Origin of the sequence: Streptomyces sp. NPDC006384 (genome assembly GCF_042870695.1) — a bacterium.
Classification (GTDB): domain Bacteria; phylum Actinomycetota; class Actinomycetes; order Streptomycetales; family Streptomycetaceae; genus Streptomyces.
Genome location: NZ_JBIAHR010000014.1, coordinates 169,125 through 188,134, shown reverse-complemented (window position 1 = coordinate 188,134; position 19,010 = coordinate 169,125). Strand labels below are relative to the sequence as shown.

Genomic DNA, 19,010 nt, shown 5'->3' with positions numbered 1-19,010 from the left:
CTCGCGGTGCCACACCCGCGCGGCCGTCTACCGCGGCACGATGTCGGGCGCCCCCAGCCGGGCCGCGTCCGCCGTCAGGTCGTCCGGCTGGCGCTGCGACTCCCGCTCGGCCTCGACCCGCTTCTCGTAGTGCTGGACCTCCCGTTCGATCCGGTCCTCGTCCCAGCCCAGCACCGGCGCCATCAGCTCGGCGGCCTCGCGCGCGCTGCGCGTGCCCCGGTCGAACGTCTCGATGGAGATACGGGTGCGACGGGTCAGTACGTCGTCCAGGTGGCGGGCGCCCTCGTGGGAGGCGGCGTAGACGACCTCGGCGCGCAGGTAGTCGTCGGCGGCGTGCAGCGGCTCGCCGAGCGAGGGGTCGGCGGCGACGAGTTCCAGCACCTCCTCCGCCAGCGAGCCGTACCGGTTGAGCAGGTGCTCCACGCGCACCACGTGCAGGCCGGTGCGCGCGGCGATCCGCGCCCGCGCGTTCCACATCGCGTGGTAGCCCTCGGCACCGAGCAGCGGGGTCTCCTCGGTGACGCAGTCCGCGACCCGCAGGTCCAGTCCGTGCACCGCCTCGTCCACCGCGTCCTTGGCCATCACCCGGTACGTCGTGTACTTGCCGCCCGCGACGACGACCAGGCCGGGCACCGGGTGGGCGACGGTGTGCTCGCGCGACAGCTTGCTGGTGGCGTCGGACTCGCCGGCCAGCAGCGGGCGCAGTCCGGCGTACACGCCTTCGACGTCGTCGCGGGTGAGGGGCACCGCCAGCACCGAGTTGACGTGTTCCAGCAGGTAGTCGATGTCCGCGCTGGAGGCGGCCGGATGGGCCTTGTCCAGGTCCCAGTCGGTGTCGGTGGTGCCGATGATCCAGTGCCGGCCCCAGGGGATGACGAACAGCACGGACTTCTCGGTGCGCAGGATCAGGCCGGTGGTGGAGTGGATGCGGTCCTTGGGGACGACCAGGTGGATGCCCTTGGAGGCCCGGACGTGGAACTGTCCGCGCTCGCCCACCATCGACTGGGTGTCGTCGGTCCACACGCCGGTCGCGTTCACCACCTGCTTGGCGCGGATCTCGTACTCGCCGCCGCCCTCGACGTCCTGGACGCGCGCGCCGACCACGCGTTCGCCCTCGCGCAGGAAACCGGTCACCCGTGCCCGGTTGGCGACCGGGGCGCCGTACGCCGCCGCGGTGCGCACCAGGGTGGTCACGAAACGGGCGTCGTCCATCTGGGCGTCGTAGTACTGGAGCGCGCCGACCAGCGCCTCCTTCTTCAACGCGGGCGCGACCCGCAGGGCGTGACGCCGGCTCAGGTGGCGGTGCAGGGGCAGGCCGCGGCCGTGCCCGCGGGCCATCGACATGGCGTCGTACAGCGCCACGCCCGACCCCGCGTACAGCCGCTCCCAGCCCTTGTGCCGCAGCGGGTACAGGAAGGGCACCGGCTTCACCAGATGCGGCGCGAGCCTCTCCAGCAGCAGCCCGCGCTCCTTCAGCGCCTCCCGTACGAGTGCGAAGTCGAGCATCTCCAGATAGCGCAGGCCGCCGTGGATCAGCTTGCTGGACCTGCTGGAGGTGCCCGATGCCCAGTCGCGCGCCTCGACCAGACCAGTGGACAGGCCACGTGTCACGGCGTCCAGGGCGGTGCCCGCGCCGACCACGCCCGCGCCGACCACCAGCACGTCCAGTTCCCGCTCGGCCATGGCCGCCAGGGCCTCGGCGCGCTGTGCCGGCCCGAGTGTCGCTGTCCTCACCGCTGCCTCCCGCTGTCAGTCGCGTCGGCCGCACCCGTCGGGCGAAGCCCGGTCCCGTGTACCCCCCATGCCCAGATTCTGACCGGGTTGCCCGACTTCAGCCACCACGCGCCCCGGCCTGTGGACAACCTCCCGCCGGGCACCGCCGACACTCACCGGAATACGGGCCGACCAATCCCACATAACGGTCATATTTACTCCTAGTCTGACGTTGTGCTCGCCCGTCCTGTCCACCGGGCTTGCGCACCTGTCCCGCTTCGGTTACTGGGAAGGACGGCCCACGCCATGCCCGCAGATCTCGCCGTCATCGGACTCGGCCCGTACGGCCTGCCCCTGGCCCAGGCCGCCGTCACCGCCGGCGTCCCCACGCTCGGCTACAAGACGGGCCCCGAACCCGGCCCCCTCTCCCCCGCCGAGGTGCGCCGGATGCTCTCGGGGGGCTTCCGGACCGCGGCGGGCCCGGCCGAGCTGGGCCGGGTACGCACCGCGGTGATCTGCGCGCCCACCCCGCCGGCCCCGGACGGGGGCCTGGACCTCACCCAGGTGGAGACCGCGGCCCGCACCCTGGCCGCCCACATGCGCCCGCACACCACGGTGATCCTGGAGTCGCCCGTGCGGCCGGGGACGACGGAGGAGTTCCTGCGCCCCCTCCTGGAGGAGGGCTCCGGACTGCGCGCCGGACGCGACTTCCACCTCGCCTACTCCCCCAGCCGCGTCGACCCGGGCAACCGCGACCACACCCCGGCCAACACCCCGAAGGTCATCGGCGGCCTCACCCCGGCCTGCACCGAGTCGGCCGCCACCTTCTACGGCCGCCTCACCGACAAGGTGGTCCGCGCCCGCGGCCCCCGCGAGGCGGAGACGGTCCAGCTCCTGGAGACCAATTTCCGGCACGTCAACATCGCCCTGGTCAACGAGATGGCCGTGCTCTGCAACGACCTCGGCGTCGACCTGTGGGACGTCATCCGCTGCGCGGAGACCAAGCCGTTCGGTTTCCAGGCGTTCCGCCCCGGCCCCGGCGTCGGCGGCCACTCCGTCCCCCAGGACCTGACCGGCCTGGCCCCGCACAGCCTGCGCATGGTGGAGCTGGCCCAGCAGGTCAACCACCAGATGCCCCGCTACGTCGTCCAGCGCGCCGCCGCCCTGCTCAACGAGCACGGCAAGTCCGCGCGCGGCGCCCGCGTCCTGCTCCTCGGCGTCACCTACAAGGCCGACCTCGCCGACCAGCAGGCCGCTCCGGCCGACGAGATCGCGACCCGCCTGGTGTCGATGGGCGCCGCCGTCAGCTACCACGACCCGCACGTCCCGTCCTGGAACGTCGCCGGCCGCCCCGTCCCCCGCGCCGACTCCCTCTACGAGGCCGCCGCCGAAGCCGACCTGACGATCCTCCTCCAGCAGCACCGCACCTACGACCTCCAGGGCCTGTCGGTCAAGGCCCAGCTGCTGCTGGACACCCGGGGCGCCACGCCCACGGGGGCGGCGCACCGGCTGTGAAGCAGCCCTCCGGACACCCGAAGGGGCCCGGAGCGATCGCTCCGGGCCCCTTCGGGACGCCTGTACGCCGGGTACGCCGTCCGGGTGACTACCGCCGGTGCTGCGAGTCCGCGACGGTGACCTCCACGCGCTGGAACTCCTTCAGCTCGCTGTAGCCCGTCGTGGCCATCGCGCGGCGCAGGGCGCCGAAGAAGTTCATCGAGCCGTCGGGGGTGTGGGACGGGCCGGTGAGGATCTCCTCGAGGGTGCCGACCGTGCCGAGGTCGACCTTCTTGCCGCGCGGCAGCTCCTCGTTGACGGCCTCCATGCCCCAGTGGTTGCCCTTGCCCGGCGCGTCGGTCGCGCGGGCCAGCGGGGAGCCCATCATCACCGCGTCGGCGCCGCAGGCGACGGCCTTGGGCAGGTCACCGGACCAGCCGACGCTGCCGTCGGCGATCACGTGCACGTACCGGCCGCCGGACTCGTCCATGTAGTCGCGGCGGGCCGCCGCCACGTCCGCCACCGCCGTCGCCATGGGCACCTGGATGCCCAGCACGTTGCGCGTGGTGTGCGCGGCGCCGCCGCCGAAGCCGACGAGGACGCCCGCCGCGCCGGTGCGCATCAGGTGCAGGGCGGCCGTGTAGGTGGCGCAGCCGCCGACGATGACGGGCACGTCGAGCTCGTAGATGAACTGCTTCAGGTTCAGCGGCTCGTGCGCGCCGGAGACGTGCTCCGCCGAGACGGTGGTGCCGCGGATGACGAAGATGTCGACGCCGGCGTCCACGACCGCCTTGGAGAACTGGGCGGTGCGCTGCGGGGAGAGCGCGGCGGCGGTGACCACGCCGGAGTCGCGGACCTCCTTGATGCGCTGCCCGATCAGCTCCTCCTTGATGGGGGCGGCGTAGATCTCCTGGAGGCGGCGGGTCGCGGTGTCCGCGTCCAGGCCGGCGATCTCGTCGAGCAGCGGCTGCGGGTCCTCGTACCGCGTCCACAGGCCCTCGAGGTTCAGGACGCCGAGGCCGCCCAGCTCGCCGATGCGGATGGCGGTGGCCGGGGAGACGACCGAGTCCATGGGAGCGGCCAGGAAGGGCAGCTCGAAGCGGTAGGCGTCGATCTGCCAGGCGATCGAGACCTCCTTCGGGTCCCGCGTACGGCGGCTGGGGACGACGGCGATGTCGTCGAAGGCGTACGCCCGGCGGCCGCGCTTGCCGCGCCCGATCTCGATCTCAGTCACGTCTGTGGCCTTTCCCTGATGCGTTGCAGCGCCTTCCAGTATCCCCGATGCGCCCTGCGGGCACGGCGAGGGCGGTCCCGGAACGCGTCCGGGACCGCCCTGGAAGGCTCTGTGACTACTTGCGGCTGTAGTTCGGCGCCTCGACCGTCATCTGGATGTCGTGCGGGTGGCTCTCCTTGAGACCGGCGGAGGTGATCCGCACGAACCGGCCCTTCGACTCCATCTCCGCGATCGTCGCGGCCCCCACGTACCCCATGGTCTGGCGCAGGCCGCCGACGAGCTGGTGCAGCACGTTGGCCAGCGGGCCGCGGTAGGGCACCTGGCCCTCGATGCCCTCGGGCACCAGCTTGTCGTCGGAGGCCACCTCGGCCTGGAAGTAGCGGTCCTTCGAGTACGACCTGCCCTGACCGCGGGACTGCATGGCGCCGAGCGAGCCCATGCCGCGGTACGACTTGAACTGCTTGCCGTTGATGAACTGCAGCTCGCCCGGGGACTCCTCGCAGCCCGCGAGCAGGCTGCCGAGCATCACCGTGTCGGCACCGGCGGCCAGCGCCTTGCCGATGTCGCCCGAGTACTGCAGGCCGCCGTCGCCGATCAGCGGGACACCGGCCGCGCGGGCCGCGAGGGACGCCTCGTAGATGGCGGTGACCTGCGGGACGCCGATGCCGGCGACGACGCGGGTCGTGCAGATCGAGCCGGGGCCGACGCCGACCTTGATGCCGTCGACGCCGGCGTCGATCAGGGCCTGGGCGCCGTCACGGGTGGCGACGTTGCCGCCGATCACGTCCACGCCGACACTGGACTTGATCTTCGACATCCAGCTCAGGGCGTTGCTGTTGTGGCCGTGCGAGGTGTCGACGACCAGGAAGTCCACGCCCGCCGCGGCCAGGGCCTGGGCGCGCTCCAGCGCCTCGGGGCTGGCACCGACGGCGGCGCCGACCAGCAGACGGCCCTCGGAGTCCTTGGCGGCGTGGGGGTACTGCTCGGCCTTGACGAAGTCCTTGACCGTGATGAGGCCCTTGAGGACGCCCTCGTCGTCGACCAGGGGAAGCTTCTCGATCTTGTGGCGGCGCAGCAGCTCCATGGCGTCCACACCGGAGATACCGACCTTGCCGGTGACCAGCGGCATCGGCGTCATGACCTCGCGCACCTGGCGCGCGCGGTCGGTCTCGAAGGCCATGTCCCGGTTGGTGACGATGCCGAGCAGCTTGCCGGCCGGGTCGGTGACCGGGACGCCGCTGATGCGGAACTTGGCGCACAGGGCGTCCGCCTCGGCCAGCGTGGCTTCCGGGTGCACCGTGATCGGGTCGGTGACCATGCCGGACTCGGACCTCTTGACGAGGTCGACCTGGTTGACCTGGTCCTCGATGGAGAGGTTGCGGTGCAGCACACCGACGCCGCCCTGGCGGGCCATGGCGATCGCCATGCGGGACTCGGTCACCTTGTCCATCGCCGCCGAGAGCAGCGGAATGTTGACCCGGACGTTGCGGGAGATGCGGGACGAGGTGTCGACCGCGTTGGGGAGCACCTCTGATGCGCCCGGCAGCAGCAGCACGTCGTCGTAGGTCAGCCCGAGTGTCGCGAATTTCTCGGGCACTCCGTCGACGTTGGCAGTCATGACACCTTCCCCAAATGGCCTTGATCGGTGCGGATGTCCATGCTAACGGGAAGCGGAGGTGGCTCATTCCACGATCATGAGAGCCCGCACCGTTCGTCATTTTGTACGAGGGGTTGTACGAGGGGGCCGGTCCGCCCGTCCCTCCGGTGGACTACTGCTCCGCCAGGGCCCGCAGGCGGCTCAGCGCCCGGTGCTGGGCGACGCGGACGGCCCCGGGTGACATTCCCAACATCTGCCCGGTCTCCTCGGCCGTGAGCCCGACGGCGATGCGCAGCAGGAGCAGCTCGCGCTGGTTCTCGGGCAGGTTGGCCAGCAGTTTCTTGGCCCAGGCGGCATCGCTGTTCAGCAGCGCCCGCTCCTCCGGGCCGAGCGAGTCGTCCGGCCGCTCGGGCATCTCGTCGGACGGGACAGCCGTCGAGCCGGGGTGCCGCATCGCCGCGCGCTGGAGGTCGGCGACCTTGTGGGCGGCGATGGCGAAGACGAACGCCTCGAAGGGGCGTCCGGTGTCCTTGTAGCGCGGCAGCGCGAGCAGCACCGCGACGCAGACCTCCTGGGCGAGGTCCTCGACGAAGTGCCGGGCGTCGCCGGGCAGCCGGGACAGACGTGTCCGGCAGTAGCGCAGCGCCAGGGGATGGACATGGGCGAGCAGGTCGTGAGTGGCCTGCTCGTCCCCGTCGACGGCGCGGTGCACGAGCCCGCCGACCGTCCCTTGGCCGGGGGCCGCCTCGTCGTCACGCATCGGTCCATGGTGCCTTGCGGCCGTCCGATCCGTGGCTCCGTGCCCGTTGTTGTGCACCGAAGCGTTATGAGCAGGTGCGCCGGAACTCATCCCCTGCGCCCTCCCCTTCCGCTCGACCGACTCGTCCCCGAGGAACTCCACACCTCAAGGATGCGTCATCCGCGGCGAAACGAGCAGCGGGCTCCCGGCGGGTCGGCTTGTCACCCCCGCCCACCTCGCGGTAAGCGGGGAATCGCGCACCTCCGCCGGGCCCTGTGGGGCTCCACCGCACAGGGTTTCCTACCGGACGAGGCCCCACCGGAAGCCGAGCGCCACCGCGTGCGCCCGGTCCGAGGCGCCGAGCTTCTTGAAGAGCCGCCGGGCGTGCGTTTTGACGGTGTCCTCGGAGAGGAACAGCTCGCGGCCGATCTCCGCGTTGGAGCGGCCGTGGCTCATGCCCTCCAGGACCTGGATCTCCCGTGCGGTGAGCGTGGGCGCGGCGCCCATCTCGGCGGAGCGCAGCCGGCGCGGGGCGAGCCGCCAGGTCGGGTCGGCGAGGGCCTGCGTCACCGTGGCGCGCAGCTCGGCGCGCGAGGCGTCCTTGTGCAGGTAGCCGCGGGCGCCGGCGGCGACCGCGAGGGCCACGCCGTCCAGGTCCTCGGCGACGGTGAGCATGATGATGCGCGCGCCGGGGTCGGCGGACAGCAGGCGGCGCACGGTCTCGACGCCGCCCAGACCGGGCATGCGCACGTCCATCAGAATCAGGTCCGAGCGGTCGGCACCCCAGCGGCGGAGTACTTCCTCGCCGTTGGCAGCCGTCGTCACACGCTCGACGCCGGGCACGGTCGCGACCGCGCGGCGGAGCGCCTCTCGGGCAAGCGGGGAGTCGTCGCAGACGAGGACGGAAGTCATGGCCGTCCTCCGCAGCTGATGCGCGTCACGTTGAGCCTCCAGGCTGTTACGAAATCTCACCTGTGCGGTCGACCGTCCCGGACGCCCGCCCGAGCACCTTTCCTTCAACCGCCTCCGCACTCTCAACGACGGTCACTCGAAAGAGTTACGGGGCTGTGTGTCGTCTTCGGCACTCTATGTGAGGGGACGCTCACGATGCCGACATGCGCGGCGGACCCACGCCCTTTCCCCACAAGCGATGCCCCATTTAGCCGCTTTTCTTCCATCTCACTGGTGTCTGAGGCTAAATTCGCAATGAGTCATATTTTCATCTCCTTAGACCGTAGTTGTACGGTCGTGGACACCGGATCCACCCAGATCGGCCACAAGGGGCACACGATGGCAGATTTCTCCCGCCTTCCCGGACCGAACGCGGACCTGTGGGACTGGCAGCTCCTGGCTGCCTGCCGCGGGGTGGACAGCTCCCTCTTCTTCCATCCGGAGGGCGAACGCGGTGCGGCCCGGAGCGCTCGTGAGAACTCGGCCAAAGAGGTCTGCATGAGATGCCCGGTCCGCGCCGAGTGCGCGGCACACGCGCTGGCCGTGCGCGAGCCGTACGGCGTGTGGGGCGGCCTGACCGAGGACGAGCGCGAGGAGCTCATGGGACGGGCGCGCAACCGCCTGGTGACGGCGTCGGCCTCACCCTCGGCACCGGTCGGCGGGGGCGCTGCACCTGCGGCTCACTGACGTTGCCGCGTTACTGAAGGAACGTTTTTGCGATAGATCACCGACAGCGACACCGGGGGGTGTTCCGAGCCGGGCTTCCCGGCGTCCCGCCGCTCAGCGCACCGCCGGCTGCCCGGCGGCGGCCCTCGCCAGCTCGTCCAGCGTCGCCGCCACCGCCGGCACCTGGGCCAGGTCGGGCAGGGTCAGCGCGACGATCTCCCGCCGCACCTCCGGTTCCAGCGTCACCGTGCGCACCCCCCTGGGCCGTACGGACTCGACGGCGAGCTGGGGCAGGACGGCCACGCCGAGACCCGCCCCGACCAGACCGACGACCGCCGGGTAGTCGTCGGTCGCGAAGTCGATACGGGGAGTGAAGCCGGCGCCCTCACAGACCTCGACCAGCTGGCCGCGGCAGCGCGGGCAGCCCGCGATCCACGGCTCCGCGGCCAGCTCGCCGATGGCGACGGCCCCTCCGGCCCCGGGACTCGCGAGCCGGTGCCGCTCGGGCACCAGCGCCACCAGGCGGTCGGTCAGCAGCGGCCGGACGACCAGGTCGTCCCACTCCTCCGCACCCGCCGCCCCTTCGTAGCGGAAGGCGAGCGCCACGTCGCAGTCGCCCTCGCGCAGCAGCTCCACGGACTTCGGCGGCTCGGCCTCCTCCAGGAAGACCCGGGTGCCGGGGTGGGCGGCGCGCAGCGCGGCCAGCGCCGTGGGGACGAGGGTGGAGCTGCCGCTGGGGAAGGAGACCAGGCGGACCCGCCCGGCCCGCAGGCCCGCGATGGCGGCGACCTCCTCCTCGGCCGCGGTCAGCCCGGCGAGGATCCCGGACGCGTGTCGCACCAGCGCCTCACCGGCCTGGGTCAGCCGCATCTCACGGCCGGTGCGCACCAGCAGGGGGGTGCCGACGGATGCCTCCAGGGCCTTCATCTGCTGGCTGACGGCGGGCTGGGTGCAGCCCAGCTCGCGCCCCGCGGCGGAGAAGGAACCGGTGGATGCCACGGCGCGCAGCACGCGGAGATGACGGGCCTCGATCACACCGTCGAGGATAAGCGATCCTTTGGCCGGACGCCGGATAATGCGTCGCCGCTTTGACGAGGCCTGCCCTACCGTTTCGTCCATGAAGCTTCTGTCAGTCAATCTGGGCCGTCCGAAGGCCGTGCCGTACACCGACCAGCCCGACGGCGTCACCGGTATCGACAAGAGGCCGGCCGAGGGACCCGTCCGGGTGACGGCGCCCGGGCCGAAGGGGACCGGCGCGAGCGGGCTGGCCGGGGACGCGGTGTGCGACACCCGCCATCACGGCGGCACCGACCAGGCCGTGTACGCCATGGCGCGCGAGGACATGGACGACTGGGAACGCGAGCTGGGCCGCCCGCTGCCGCACGGGTCGTTCGGCGAGAACCTCACCACGTCGGGCGTGGACGTCACCGGCGCGCTGATCGGCGAGCGCTGGCGGGTCGGTCCCGAGCTGGTCCTGGAGGTCACCAGCGGCCGGATCCCCTGCCGGACCTTCCAGGGCCATCTGGGTGAACAGCGGTGGGTGAGGCGCTTCACGGCCAAGGGCGCGCCGGGCGCGTACCTGCGGGTGATCGAGCCCGGGGAGATACGGACGGGCGACCCGGTGGAGATCGTGCACCGGCCCGCCCACGGGGTGACGGTGGCGCTCCAGTTCCGGGCGGTGACGACGGAGCGGGAGCTGCTGCCCCGGCTGCTCGCGGCGGGCGGGGCCCTGCACCCGAAGGCTCTGGCCACGGCCCGGAAGTATGTGGCGGAACAGGGGAACTGACCCTGCCTCACCAGCGGTTTCTGCACGGTTCCTTCACGAGAGGCAGTCCTGGTGAGCGAAACGGGCGTGCCCGCCCCGGGCCCATAACCTTGCGTCATGACAACGGCATTGATTACGGGATCGACGGCTGGCATCGGCGCCGCGTTCGCGCGGCGGCTGGCGGCCGACGGGCACGACCTGGTGCTGGTGGCCCGCGACACCGAGCGGCTGCGCGAGCAGGCGACCGAACTGCACGACCGGCACGGCGTCGAGGCCGAGGTGCTGACGGCCGACCTGGCGACGGACACGGGCATCGAGGCGGTGGCCGCCCGGCTGGACGACCGCAGGAACCCCGTCGACCTGCTGGTCAACAACGCCGGCTTCGGCAACAAGGGCCGTTTCCTCGAGGTCTCCGTGGCCGACGAGCTGACGATGCTCAAGGTGCACTGCGAGGCGGTGCTGCGGCTGACCTCGGCGGCGGCCGGGGCGATGCGGGCGCGGGGCCGCGGCGGCGTGGTCAACGTGGCCTCGGTCGCGGCCTTCGTCCCGCGCGGCACCTACGGGGCCTCCAAGGCGTGGGTCGTGCAGTTCACGCAGGGCGTGGCGAAGGACCTGGCGGGCAGCGGCGTACGGCTGATGGCGCTGTGCCCCGGTTTCGTGCGCACGGAGTTCCACGAGCGGGCCGGGATGGGCACGGACAACATCCCGAACTGGATGTGGCTGGACGCCGACAAGGTCGTGGCGGCGGCCCTCGCCGACCTCTCCCGCGGCAAGTCCCTGTCGATCCCCGACCCGCGCTACAAGACCCTGATGGGCGCGGCGAAGCTGGTGCCGCGGGGGATGCTGGGCGGACTCACCTCACGGACGGGGCGGAAGTACGGGCCGCGGTAGGCCGCGGTGAGGGGGCGAGGGGGACGGGCCGCGGGCAACCCGCTCCGGGCCGGGGAAGCTCGACGAAAACCGGTGGCCGTGGTGGCTCGGGGTGAGAAGAATCCCTGGTCATGACCCTGCTGACCCACTGGCCGCTTGCGGGCCTGCGGTTGACCACGCCGCGCCTGGAGCTGCGGTTGCCGGACCTGGACGACCTCGCCGCGTTGGCTTCGCTGGCCGCCGGTGGTGTGCACGACCCGGCGGTGCAGCCGTTCGCCGTGGCGTGGACCGATGCCGGGCCCGAGCAGCGTGCCCGGAGTGCCCTGCAGTACCACTGGCGCTGCTGGGGTGAGTGGCAGCCGGAGAAGTGGGAGCTGAACCTGGTGGCCGTGCGAGACGGAGGTGTCGTCGGCACGCAGAGCATCGGTGCCCGGGACTTCGCGGTCCGCCGGGAGGTAGGCACCGGTTCCTGGCCGGGCAGGGACTTTCAGCATCAGGGCCTGGGGACCGAGATGCGCGCGGCCGTCCTCCACCTGGCCTTCGCCGGACTCGGCGCACAGCACGCCGTTTCCGGGGCGTACGCGGACAACGAGGCCTCGCTGAAGGTCTCGCGCAAGCTCGGCTACCGCGAGGACGGCATCGAACGCCACTCCGTACGCGGCGAGCCCGCCGTGCTGCGCAGGCTCCGTCTCACCGCGGAACAGTGGCGGCGGCACCGGTCGGTTCCCGTGGGGACGGAGGGGCTGACGGAGTGCCTGCCGTGGTTCGGCCTCGCGTGACCGCACAGCGGCGTGGGGGCCGCCCCGGGTGGTCTGCGGCCGTGCCGGAGGTGGGGTGGAAGACGGCGTCCGGCAGGCCGCTGCGGCCGTCGTGGCGGAGTCGTCACCCGAACGTGTGATCCAGCTTCGTTCGGTGCTGGTCGGGGGCCTGCGCGGCATAACGTCAGGTGGCTGTGCCCGCAGGGTGCGGGTGGTCGCAGGCCGGCGAGGGAGAGGGCGGCATCGGGTGAGCGCGGACACGGGTGACCGGGGCGGACTGTTCGCCGACGGGACCGACAGGGAGCGTAGGGACAGGGCGGCGCGGGGCGGTGCGCGGCAGGCGGCCGTCGCCGGGGCGGGGCGGGGGGTGGTGGGCGCCGGTGTGCCGGTGCTGTTCTCCGACCTCGCACCCTCGGCCACGGGTCACCCTCCGGCCGGCGTCCCCTCCGTCACGGGCGCCTCCCCCGCCGGTGCCACCCCGGCCGCCACGGGCTCCCCCTCGACCGGCGCCCCCTCCGCAGGGGCAGGCGCCTCCGGTGTCCCGGGCGGCGCCCCTTCCCCGGGTGCCCGGCCCGCGCCGGTGCCCCGGGCCCGTACCACCGCGCCGCGTGGGGCGTCGCCCCGGCGGGAGAAGAGGCAGTCGCGGAAGATCGCGCAGCGGATCGTGCCGGACGACCTCCAGCCCGACGTGCTGCGGCAGGAGCTCGTCGAACTCGGGGACGCGTTCCGCGCGTACCAGCGGCGGCCCGAACCCGATCTCGCCCTCCTCGCCGAGCTCCACGACCGCAAGGCACGCGCCTTCACCGCGTGGGCCGCCGTCACCGACGACGCGTCCCTGCTCGAGGAGGCGAAACGGGCGGAGGCGGCCGCCCGGACCACCCGTGAGATGAACGCGAACCGCCTCGGCGTCACGGCGGACGGGGACGGTCCGGCGATCGAGCGGCTGCTGACCCGGGGTCAGGGGGCCCACGCGCGCAGGGTGCTGGAGCACATCCGGACCCACGCCCCGCTCCCCGGGTCCGAGGCGCGGCTCGCGGTGCTGATGCTGACCCTGCGGTCCGCGCGCGCCGGCACCGGGAACGTCACCGGGCAGGACCTCAACGGCTGGCTGCAGAGCGACGCCGAGCGGGTGCTCCAGCAGCTCGTCGACGCCGGCTGGCTGCGTCTGCCGGAGGAGGACACCGTCGCCGACGCGCTGGACTCCCGGCCCGAGGACCCCACTCAGGTCACCGTCCCCTCGCTGCTGCCCGGTGAGCCGCGCCCGTTCTTCTTCGGCAAGGTCACCCGGGCGCGGCTGTCGGGGTGGGCGCAGAAAGTGGTGGGCGACCGGAAGATCCGCAAGAAGAAGCCGACCGCCGCCACCCGGCTCCTCGCCGTGTACACCGCCGCCCACAGCCGGCCCGACGGCCGTATCGACGGCTGTGCCGAAGACGCCGGGGGCGAAGGTCTCGGTCTGGACGCGGTCGCCGTGTTCTGCGGGCTGCGGTCCGAGGACGTCGCCGCACATGTCGACCGGCTGGTCGCCGCCGACTGGCTCGCGGAGGCCGACGTCACCGGGGGGAGGCTGCGGGGGCGGCTCGCCGAGCGGGTGCTGCCGCTGAGCGGGCTGGTGTGACGGCTCCCCGGTAATGGCTCCCCGGTGACGGGTCGACGCGACGCCGTCACCGCACCCCCGGGCACCGGGCTCCGGTGCGTGGCCGGGGCGGCACGGCGAGGGCCCGGCACTCCTGCGGGATCGTGCAGGAGTGCCGGGCCCTCACTCAGCGGCTGTCAGCCTGGCGTCGTCAGTGCGAGTGACCGTGGCTGTGGCCGTGGCCGGCGGCCGGCTCCTCCTCTTCCTTCTTCTCGACGACCAGGGTCTCGGTCGTCAGGAGGAGGGAGGCGATGGAGGCGGCGTTCTCCAGGGCGGAGCGGGTGACCTTGACCGGGTCGATGACGCCGGCCTTGACCAGGTCGCCGTACTCGCCGGTGGCGGCGTTGTAGCCGCTGCCCTTCTCGAGCTCCGCGACCTTGGAGACGATCACGTAGCCCTCGAGGCCGGCGTTCTCGGCGATCCAGCGCAGCGGCTCGACGGCGGCCTTGCGGACGACCGACACACCGGTGGCCTCGTCGCCGGTCTTGCCGAGGTTGCCCTCGAGGACCTTGACGGCGTGGACCAGGGCGGAGCCACCACCGGAGACGATGCCCTCCTCGACCGCGGCGCGGGTCGCGGAGATGGCGTCCTCCAGACGGTGCTTGCGCTCCTTCAGCTCCACCTCGGTGGCGGCGCCGACCTTGATCACGCACACGCCGCCGGCCAGCTTCGCGAGGCGCTCCTGGAGCTTCTCGCGGTCCCAGTCGGAGTCCGTGTTCTCGATCTCGGCCTTGATCTGGGCGACGCGGCCCTGCAGCTCCTCGGCGTTGCCGGCACCGTCGACGATCGTGGTGTCGTCCTTGGTGACGGTGACGCGGCGGGCGGAGCCGAGCACGTCCAGGCCGACCTGGTCGAGCTTGAGGCCGACCTCCTCGGAGATGACGGTGGCGCCGGTGAGGACGGCCATGTCCTGCAGCATCGCCTTGCGGCGGTCGCCGAAGCCGGGAGCCTTCACCGCGACGGCGTTGAAGGTGCCGCGGATCTTGTTGACGACCAGGGTCGACAGGGCCTCGCCCTCGACGTCCTCGGCGATGATCAGCAGCGGCTTGGAGGCGTTGGCCTGGATGACCTTCTCCAGCAGCGGCAGCAGGTCCGCGATGGAGGAGATCTTGCCCTGGTTGATGAGGATGTACGGGTCCTCGAGGACGGCCTCCATGCGCTCCTGGTCCGTCACGAAGTACGGCGACAGGTAGCCCTTGTCGAAGGCCATGCCCTCGGTGAAGTCCAGCTCCAGACCGAAGGTGTTGGACTCCTCGACGGTGATGACACCGTCCTTGCCGACCTTGTCCATGGCCTCGGCGATGAGCTCGCCGACCTGCTGGTCCTGGGCGGACAGCGCGGCCACGGCGGCGATGTCGGACTTCTCGTCGATCGGGCGGGCGGTCGCGAGGAGGTCCTCGGAGACGGCCTTGACGGCCGCGTCGATGCCCTTCTTCAGCAGCGCCGGGGAGGCGCCGGCGGCGACGTTCTTCAGGCCCTCACGGACCAGCGCCTGGGCCAGGACGGTGGCGGTGGTGGTGCCGTCACCCGCGATGTCGTTGGTCTTGGTCGCCACCTCCTTCACCAGCTGGGCGCCGAGGTTCTCGTACGGGTCCTCGATCTCGACCTCGCGGGCGATCGTGACACCGTCGTTGGTGATGGTGGGGGCGCCGAACTTCTTGTCGATGACGACGTTGCGGCCCTTGGGGCCGATCGTCACCTTGACCGTGTCGGCAAGCTTGTTGACGCCGCGCTCGAGGGCGCGACGGGCGTCCTCGTCGAACTTCAGGATCTTCGCCATGGGAGCGGGAGCCCTCTCGGAAAGCTGATCTAACGGAAAACAGACTGCGCCCCTCGCGCCCGGCTTCTTATCGGTCGCGGGGGGCCAGGGGCGCAGCTGTCGAGCAGAGTCGAGGCGGGTCGACCTACGTCTTGTCTCGGTCGTCCTGCTTCTCGACGTCCTACTTCTCGACGATCGCGAGCACGTCGCGGGCCGAGAGGACGAGGTACTCCTCGCCGTTGTACTTCACCTCGGTGCCGCCGTACTTGCTGTAGAGCACGACGTCACCGACCTTGACGTCGAGCGGAAGACGGTTGCCGTCCTCGAAGCGGCCCGGGCCCACGGCCAGGACGACGCCCTCCTGGGGCTTCTCCTTGGCGGTGTCCGGAATGACCAGGCCCGACGCCGTGGTCTGCTCGGCGTCGAGCGGCTGGACCACGATGCGGTCCTCGAGCGGCTTGATGGCAACCTTGGAGCTGGTGGTCGTCACGATCCGACCTCCCCCTTCGGAGATCTCACGGGGTTAACTGTCTGAGGTGGCGACCAGGTGGATCCGTCGTCGCGGGTGCCGGACCTGCCCGTCGCGTAGTTGGCACTCTCCAGGGGTGAGTGCCAGACCAGAGACTATGACCGCGGTTAGCACTCGGTCAAGCGGAGTGCCAATGCCCGCGGCGCGTCGGCCGGTTTTTCACGTGAACGCCGGTTCGGGGAGCGCGCCGTTGCCCGGTGTGGGCGCTGCTGGGGGCCGAAGAGCCTCGTCCTCGTTCTCCCCCGGAGGGGGCACCCCCCAGGACGGGCTGAAACACCCCGCCGGTGTCAGAGGTAGTCCTCCAGGCGTCCCACCCGTAGGCCTTGACGCTCGATCTCGTGCAGGAGTTCCTCCGTGCGGGACGGGGCGGTGACCGCGATGATGTCGCCGGGGCGCAGGGCGTGTTCGCCTCGGGTGAAGGTGAGGCCGCCCTCGTCGCCCAGGGCGGCGCGCCACAGGACGACGGCCGTGATGCCGCAGTCGGCGGCGGCGCGCAGGGTGGTCGGGTCGTAGCTGCCGTGGGGCGGGCGGAAGAGGTGGGGGCGGACGCCGAAGCGGGCGTGGAGCTTGGTCTGCTGGCCGCAGATCTCGGCGCGCTGGCCGGCGTAGGGCAGGCCGCGCAGGGAGCGGTGGTCGAGGGTGTGGTTCTGCAGGCCGGCGCCGACGGAGCGCAGCCGCGCGAACTCGCCGTACGCCGGTCCGGTGACGGTGTCGGTGAGGAACAGGGTGACCGGGAGCCGCCGCCGGCGGATCAGGGCGGTCAGGCCCGGGTCCCGGTCGGCGCCGTCCTCGTAGGTGAGGAAGACGACCTCGTCGGTGGTGCGGACGTGGTCCAGGACGGGCGGCGGCTCCTGGCCCTGTCCGCCCGCCCCGGCCGGTTTGCCCGCCGAGGGCTGGTGGGCGGGGACGGTGGACCGGACGCAGCCGGTGAGCAGTACGGCGGCCAGTACGGCGGCCAGTACGGCGGCCAGGGCGCCGGTCAGGGCGGCCCCGGCCGGCCGGAACCGCCCGCGCCTCACAGGTAGTCCTCCAGCCGGGCCACCGCGTATCCCTCGGCGGTGATCCGGTCCAGGAAACGGCGGGCCATGTCCGTCATCGTGCCGTCCCAGTCGTCGCGGCCCCGGAAGTGGGTGAGGACGATGTCCCCGGGGTGCAGGTCCCGGTCCCACTCGCGGTACTCCCAGTGGTCGACGAAGACCTCCTCGTTCCAGATCGGCACGTGCGTGACGCCGCAGGACTTCGCGGCGCGCAGGGTGTCGCGGTTGTAGTTGCCGAAGGGCGGGCGGAAGAGGGCGGGGCGCTTGCCGTAGCGCTTCTCGATCACCTTCTGCATGCCGCAGATCTCCCGCTTCTGTGCCTCGTAGGAGAGCGCCGGGAGGTAGGGGTGGGTCAGGGTGTGGCCGTTGAGGGTGACTCCGAGGTCCTGCATCCTCTCGAAGTAGCCGTAGTCGTCCTTGATCTCCTCGTCGGTGAGGAAGACCGTGTAGGGGATCTTCAGCTCGCTCATCATGCGCAGGAAGGCCGGGTCCTTCTCGGCGCCGTCGTCGATGGTGAGGAAGACGATCCGCTCCTCGGTGGGGACGGTGGTGAAGACCGGCGGGAGGTTCTCCTGTCCCTCGACCTCGAAGCCCTCGCGTGCGGTGATCCGCGGCTTGCGGGCGGGCGGCGGGGGCGCGGTGAGGGGGACCTTCTTCAGGTTCCAGCGCCTGGCGGCGGCGGCCCGGGCGGTGTGCGCCGCGCGCAGTCCGTCCGCGTAGGCGTCGAGGGCGCGGCCCGGCGGGGCCTGATGGGGCTGCTGGCCGGGGGCGCCCCGCACCCCGGGGGTGTCGCCCTGCGCGCAGCCGGGGGCGAGGGCGGCGAGGAGGAGCACGGCGAGGACGCCGCGCGTCCGGAGTCCCGGGGAGGCGGACCGGACCGCCCCGAATGGCCGTCTTTTGTCATTTTGTACGACTACTCGCATGGTGCCGGATCCTCGCAGCCACCGGCCTCGCGCCCCCGCCCCGACACCGCACCGGACGCCCACCGTCCACCGACTGGCCCACAATGGGGCGGTGAACGACCTCGACGCCCTCCTCGCCCTGCTCACCCCCGAAGGCCGCGCCCTGCTCGACGAGGTCCGGGACACCGACCCCGCGCGGGAGCTGGCCGTCGCCACCCGGCTGCGCCGCGAGCACCCGGCCGCCCTGGTGTCGGCGGCGCTCGGCCAGGCGCGGCTGCGGCAGCGGGCGGCGGCGAAGTTCGGGGCCGGGGACGCCGGGCGGATGTTCTTCACGCCGAACGGGGTGGAGCAGTCGACCCGGGCGAGCGTGGCCGCGTACCGGGCCTCGCGGCTGGCGGACCTGGGCGTGACCTCCGTAGCCGACCTGTGCTGCGGCATCGGCGGCGACGCGGTCGCGCTGGCCCGCGCCGGCATCCGGGTCCTGGCCGTCGACCGCGACCCGGCGACGGCCGCGGCGGCCCGCGCCAACGCCGAGGCGCTGGGGCTGGACGAGCTCATCGAGGTCCGCGAGGCCGATGTGACCGAGGTGGACACGAACGGGTACGACGCCGTGTTCGTCGATCCGGCGCGGCGCGGCGGGCGGGGCCGCATCTTCGACCCGGAGGCCTACTCGCCGCCGCTGTCCTGGGCCGTCCAGGCCGCCCGTACGGCGCCGCGGGCCGCCGCGCTGAAGGTGGCGCCCGGCATTCCGCACGAGGCGGTGCCCGCGGACGCCGAGGCGGAGTGGATCTCGGACGGCGGGGACGTGAAGGAGGCGGTGCTGTGGTTCGGCACCGCGCCCGGGGCGGTGCGGGCGACGCTGCTGCCGGGGCCGCGCACCCTGCTCGGCACCGGCCTGCCCGACCCGGAGGTCCGCACGCCCGGCCGGTACCTGTACGAGCCGGACGGCGCCGTCGTCCGGTCCCATCTGGTCGCCGAGGTCGCCGCACGGGTCGGCGGCGGGCTGCTCGACGCGACCATCGCCTACGTCACCGCGGACGAACTGCTGCCGACGCCGTACGCGACGGCGTACGAGATCACCGACCGGATGCCCTTCAACGTCAAGAGGCTGAAGGCGCTGCTGCGGGAGCGGGGAGTGGGCACGCTGACCGTGAAGAAGCGGGGCTCGGCGGTCGAGCCGGAGGAGCTGCGGAAGAAGGTCAGGCCGCAGGGGCCGAACGCGGCGACGGTCTTCCTGACCCGGGTCGCCGGGGCACCGACGATGCTGATCGGGCACCCGGCGCGCTGACGGGCCGCCCGCTGCCCCCTGAAAGCGGTCGACGGTGGCCGCGGGCGAGGCCGGGCCCACTCGGGGCGTACCTCT

The 19,010-nt window shown here is 72.3% G+C and carries 17 protein-coding genes; 7 read left to right on the top strand and 10 right to left on the bottom strand.

What is annotated here, in order from left to right; all coding sequences use genetic code 11:
* Positions 1 to 27: 27 nt before the first annotated feature.
* The gene (locus ACFYOJ_RS21110) at positions 28 to 1,734 is read right to left on the bottom strand and encodes a glycerol-3-phosphate dehydrogenase/oxidase (RefSeq protein ID WP_356552618.1); all 1,707 of its coding nucleotides are present in this window, start codon (positions 1,732 to 1,734) and stop codon (positions 28 to 30) included.
* A 285-nt stretch (positions 1,735 to 2,019) separates the two neighbouring features.
* Between ACFYOJ_RS21110 and ACFYOJ_RS21105 the strand changes: the two genes are divergently transcribed.
* Complete coding sequence (locus ACFYOJ_RS21105) at positions 2,020 to 3,228, top strand: nucleotide sugar dehydrogenase (protein ID WP_356552619.1); 1,209 nt, start codon at positions 2,020 to 2,022, stop codon at positions 3,226 to 3,228.
* Positions 3,229 to 3,316: 88 nt separating this feature from the next.
* Here the strand turns inward: ACFYOJ_RS21105 and ACFYOJ_RS21100 are convergent, their stop codons facing one another.
* The 4 genes from ACFYOJ_RS21100 to ACFYOJ_RS21085 all read right to left on the bottom strand — a co-directional run bounded on the left by ACFYOJ_RS21100 (position 3,317) and on the right by ACFYOJ_RS21085 (position 7,689).
* On the bottom strand, positions 3,317 to 4,441 hold the full coding sequence (locus tag ACFYOJ_RS21100) for a GuaB3 family IMP dehydrogenase-related protein (protein ID WP_356552621.1): 1,125 nt from the start codon (positions 4,439 to 4,441) through the stop codon (positions 3,317 to 3,319).
* Positions 4,442 to 4,556: 115 nt separating this feature from the next.
* A complete protein-coding gene (gene guaB, locus ACFYOJ_RS21095) occupies positions 4,557 to 6,059 on the bottom strand; it encodes an IMP dehydrogenase (RefSeq protein ID WP_356552622.1) in 1,503 nt (500 codons plus the stop codon).
* A gap of 151 nt (positions 6,060 to 6,210) precedes the next feature.
* Entirely contained in the window at positions 6,211 to 6,798 is a 588-nt protein-coding gene (locus ACFYOJ_RS21090; RefSeq protein ID WP_356552624.1) for a sigma-70 family RNA polymerase sigma factor, read from the bottom strand.
* 279 nt (positions 6,799 to 7,077) lie between these two features.
* Positions 7,078 to 7,689, bottom strand: a complete 612-nt coding sequence (locus ACFYOJ_RS21085; RefSeq protein WP_003948568.1) for a response regulator transcription factor — start codon at positions 7,687 to 7,689, stop codon at positions 7,078 to 7,080.
* Positions 7,690 to 8,067: 378 nt separating this feature from the next.
* On the opposite strand from ACFYOJ_RS21085, the gene ACFYOJ_RS21080 reads away from it, so the two are divergent.
* Positions 8,068 to 8,415: a WhiB family transcriptional regulator gene (locus tag ACFYOJ_RS21080; RefSeq protein ID WP_356552626.1), complete on the top strand. Its 348-nt coding sequence runs from the start codon at positions 8,068 to 8,070 to the stop codon at positions 8,413 to 8,415.
* Positions 8,416 to 8,508: 93 nt separating this feature from the next.
* On the opposite strand, the gene ACFYOJ_RS21075 is transcribed toward ACFYOJ_RS21080, so the two are convergent.
* The gene (locus ACFYOJ_RS21075) at positions 8,509 to 9,429 is read right to left on the bottom strand and encodes a LysR family transcriptional regulator (protein ID WP_356552628.1); all 921 of its coding nucleotides are present in this window, start codon (positions 9,427 to 9,429) and stop codon (positions 8,509 to 8,511) included.
* An 82-nt stretch (positions 9,430 to 9,511) separates the two neighbouring features.
* On the opposite strand from ACFYOJ_RS21075, the gene ACFYOJ_RS21070 reads away from it, so the two are divergent.
* The 4 genes from ACFYOJ_RS21070 to ACFYOJ_RS21055 all read left to right on the top strand — a co-directional run bounded on the left by ACFYOJ_RS21070 (position 9,512) and on the right by ACFYOJ_RS21055 (position 13,402).
* Positions 9,512 to 10,180, top strand: a complete 669-nt coding sequence (locus tag ACFYOJ_RS21070) for an MOSC domain-containing protein (RefSeq protein ID WP_356552629.1) — start codon at positions 9,512 to 9,514, stop codon at positions 10,178 to 10,180.
* A gap of 96 nt (positions 10,181 to 10,276) precedes the next feature.
* A complete protein-coding gene (locus tag ACFYOJ_RS21065; protein WP_356552631.1) occupies positions 10,277 to 11,050 on the top strand; it encodes an SDR family oxidoreductase in 774 nt (257 codons plus the stop codon).
* 110 nt (positions 11,051 to 11,160) lie between these two features.
* Positions 11,161 to 11,808 carry a GNAT family N-acetyltransferase gene (locus ACFYOJ_RS21060; RefSeq protein WP_356552632.1) on the top strand — a complete coding sequence of 216 codons (648 nt, stop codon included), beginning with the start codon at positions 11,161 to 11,163 and terminating at the stop codon, positions 11,806 to 11,808.
* 226 nt (positions 11,809 to 12,034) lie between these two features.
* On the top strand, positions 12,035 to 13,402 hold the full coding sequence (locus ACFYOJ_RS21055; protein WP_356552633.1) for a hypothetical protein: 1,368 nt from the start codon (positions 12,035 to 12,037) through the stop codon (positions 13,400 to 13,402).
* A gap of 169 nt (positions 13,403 to 13,571) precedes the next feature.
* Here the strand turns inward: ACFYOJ_RS21055 and groL are convergent, their stop codons facing one another.
* From groL to ACFYOJ_RS21035, 4 genes are all read right to left on the bottom strand, one after another.
* Positions 13,572 to 15,200 (bottom strand): chaperonin GroEL, encoded by a 1,629-nt coding sequence (gene groL, locus ACFYOJ_RS21050; RefSeq protein ID WP_356552635.1) that lies wholly within the window; start codon positions 15,198 to 15,200, stop codon positions 13,572 to 13,574.
* Between the two features lie 160 nt (positions 15,201 to 15,360).
* Positions 15,361 to 15,669, bottom strand: coding sequence for a co-chaperone GroES (gene groES, locus ACFYOJ_RS21045; RefSeq protein WP_356552637.1), 309 nt, complete (start codon positions 15,667 to 15,669; stop codon positions 15,361 to 15,363).
* A gap of 326 nt (positions 15,670 to 15,995) precedes the next feature.
* Positions 15,996 to 16,727: a polysaccharide deacetylase family protein gene (locus ACFYOJ_RS21040; protein WP_356552639.1), complete on the bottom strand. Its 732-nt coding sequence runs from the start codon at positions 16,725 to 16,727 to the stop codon at positions 15,996 to 15,998.
* Positions 16,724 to 17,668, bottom strand: coding sequence for a polysaccharide deacetylase family protein (locus ACFYOJ_RS21035; protein ID WP_356552641.1), 945 nt, complete (start codon positions 17,666 to 17,668; stop codon positions 16,724 to 16,726). Before ACFYOJ_RS21035 ends, ACFYOJ_RS21040 begins: the two co-directional genes overlap by 4 nt.
* Here ACFYOJ_RS21035 and ACFYOJ_RS21030 point away from each other — a divergent pair.
* Positions 17,667 to 18,935, top strand: a complete 1,269-nt coding sequence (locus tag ACFYOJ_RS21030) for a methyltransferase domain-containing protein (RefSeq protein WP_388597482.1) — start codon at positions 17,667 to 17,669, stop codon at positions 18,933 to 18,935. The two genes, ACFYOJ_RS21035 and ACFYOJ_RS21030, sit on opposite strands and share 2 nt — an antisense overlap.
* The last annotated feature ends 75 nt before the right edge of the window (positions 18,936 to 19,010 follow it).